This window comes from Micromonospora sp. I033, from assembly GCF_053890995.1.
Window position 1 is genome coordinate 1 of record NZ_JBSSLX010000371.1, and the last position, 2,512, is coordinate 2,512.

3 protein-coding genes are annotated in these 2,512 nt (G+C 74.7%); 2 read left to right on the forward strand and 1 reads right to left on the reverse strand.

The window, feature by feature from the left end:
• Both ACW0Q9_RS30210 and ACW0Q9_RS30215 read left to right on the forward strand, forming a co-directional pair.
• Positions 1 to 422: pyridoxamine 5'-phosphate oxidase family protein (locus tag ACW0Q9_RS30210; RefSeq protein ID WP_456187127.1), on the forward strand; the 422-nt coding region annotated here is incomplete at its 5' end.
• Between the two features lie 100 nt (positions 423 to 522).
• The gene (locus ACW0Q9_RS30215) at positions 523 to 1,860 is read left to right on the forward strand and encodes a nicotinate phosphoribosyltransferase (protein WP_456187129.1); all 1,338 of its coding nucleotides are present in this window, start codon (positions 523 to 525) and stop codon (positions 1,858 to 1,860) included.
• A 168-nt stretch (positions 1,861 to 2,028) separates the two neighbouring features.
• On the opposite strand, the gene ACW0Q9_RS30220 is transcribed toward ACW0Q9_RS30215, so the two are convergent.
• Positions 2,029 to 2,442: a DUF6069 family protein gene (locus ACW0Q9_RS30220; RefSeq protein ID WP_456187131.1), complete on the reverse strand. Its 414-nt coding sequence runs from the start codon at positions 2,440 to 2,442 to the stop codon at positions 2,029 to 2,031.
• Between the last annotated feature and the right edge of the window lie 70 nt (positions 2,443 to 2,512).

Below are 2,512 nucleotides of genomic sequence, written 5' to 3' on the forward strand. Positions count from 1 at the left end.
ACATGTGCGTGCTGGCCACCGCCGGCCCGGACGGCCCGCTGGCCACCCCGGTGCGCTACTTCCACCTGGACCTCACCCTGATGTTCACGGCGGTCGCCGACTCGCCGAAGATGCGCAACCTGGCCGCCGACCCGCGCGTCTCGGTCGGGATCTTCGCGCCCCTGGTCGGCCAGGCGAGCAGCCGCGGCGCGCAGGTCTTCGGCCGGGCCCGGGTGCTGCACCCCGGCGACCCGGACTTCGACCACCACTGGCCCGCGTACCGGTGGCAGTCCGACCACGTCGAGCGGTCCCGGTCGCTGGACGAGCCGCCGGCCGGGCCGCTGGTCGTGGTGCCGGCCGAGCGGATCGTCTACACCGAACACTGGCTGCGCCGTGAGGGGTACGCGCCACGCCAGTTCTGGCGCGCCGCCGGCCCCCGCTGACCCGCCGGCGGCGGGCCGGCACCGCCCCTGGCGGATCTCCCGTTTCCCGCACGCCTCCCAGCCGGATGGATCACAGTGGTGGCGTGGTGGAGGAGGTGGCATGACGGGACTGCGTACCGACCTGTACGAGCTGCGGATGGCGGCCAGCTACCTGCGCCGGGACATGACGGAGCACGCCACGTTCAGCCTCTTCGTCCGCCGGCTGCCGCACCGGCGCGGTTTCCTGGTGGCCGCCGGGCTGGCCGAGGCGCTGGCGTTCCTGGAGAGCTTCGCCTTCGACGACGCCGAGCTGGGCTACCTGCGCGACGTCGTCGGGTTCGACGAGCCGGCCCTGGCGGCGCTGGCCGGGCTGCGGTTCACCGGGGACGTGTGGGCCGTGCCCGAGGGTCGCGTGGTCTTCGCCGACGAGCCGCTGCTGGAGGTCACCGCGCCGATCGCGGAGGCGCAGCTGGTGGAGACGGGCGTGCTGAACCTGATCACGTTCCACACCACGGTGGCCACCAAGGCGGCCCGCTGCCGGCTCGCCGCCGCCGGCGCGCAGCTGGTCGACTTCGCGTTCCGCCGTACCCACGGCATCGAGGCCGGCGCCGGGGTGGCACGGGCGTCGGCCATCGCCGGCTTCGCCGCGACCAGCGACGTCGAGGCCGCCATGCGGTACGGGATCGCCCCGTCCGGGACGATGGCCCACTCGTACGTGGAGGCGTTCCCGGACGAGCGGGCGGCCTTCCGCGCGTTCGCCGCCGACTTCCCCACGAACCCGATCTTCCTGGTCGACACCTACGACACGCCGGCGGGAGTCCGGGCCGCCGTCGACGTCGTCACCGAACTCGGGTTGACCGGCCCGCTCGGGGTACGGCTCGACTCCGGCGACCTCGGAGCGCTGGCCCGGCAGGCCCGAACGATCCTGGACGACGCCGGGCTGCGGCAGGCCACGATCATCGCCAGCGGCAGCCTCGACGAGAACGTCATCGCGGGGCTCGTGGCGCAGGGCGCACCGATCGACGGGTACGGCGTGGGCACCAAGATGGGGGTCTCGTACGACGCGCCGTCGCTGGACAGCGCCTACAAGCTGGTCGCCTACGGCGGCCGTCCGGTGCTGAAGCTGTCCGCGGGCAAGGCCACGCTGCCCGCTGCCAAGCAGGTCTTCCGCGATCCGACCGGCGCGGCGGGGGATGTGGTGGGCTTGCGCGACGAGCCACCACCGGGCGGCCGGGAGCCGCTGCTGGTGCCGGTCATGCGCGGTGGCCGCCGGCTCGATCCGGTCGACCCCGCCGAGGCGGTTCGCGCCGCCCGTGGCCGCTTCGACGCCGACCTCGCCTGGCTGCCGGAGCCGGCCCGCCGGCTGGCCGATCCGACGCCGCCGACCGCGACGGTCAGCCCGGCGCTGGCGGCGCTGCACGAGCGGGTGGCCGCGCGGCTCGGGCGCGGCCAGGGATGATCACGCGCGCCAACCGGTGCCGGACCCGTGGGGCGACCGGGTCGACGACCGCTGGCACGTCGCCCCGGACGGGACGGTCGCCGACCTGGTGGCGTCACTCCCCGGTGCCGGCGCGCGACGGTCGGGTCGGACCTGCCACCCCCGTGGCGGCAGCGCGACCCGGCACCGTCACCGGCGGGCGGTGCGCCGCAGCAGTGGCACGAGCACGGCCGCCGCCACCAGGTGCAGGGCCACCAGCGTCAGGGTCGCCGCCGCGCCCACTCCCCCGCCCAGCGGGCCGAGCAGCGAGAGCAGCAGCACCAGCCCGGCCGCGCCGGTCCAGACGACCCGCGCCCGGGCGGTGAACCGCTCCAGCAGGGCCAGCGACGCCCAGCCCGCCAGGCCGGCGAGGAGGGTACTGACCGCGACCGCGGCCGGAGTCACGGTCTGCTCGGTCCCGCCGCTTCGGGCGACCAGGTCCACCCCGGCGACGGGGACGGCGGCGGCCCACACCGCCAGGGTTGCGGCGGTGGTGGCGAGCACGGACAGGGCCCCGGCGCGGGGGCGACCGGGCCTGGCTCTTATATAAAACTCCGAGCCCACGAGAACGCACCAGAACTCGGAATGCGTCTTTTTCTTGAAAAAAAAAAAGCAACATCAACGTAACTCCTAC

Excerpts from the sequence above, each read along its gene's own strand:
- ACW0Q9_RS30215 (WP_456187129.1), top strand. The coding sequence starts at position 523 with ATGACGGGACTGCGTACCGACCTGTACGAGCTGCGGATGGCGGCCAGC.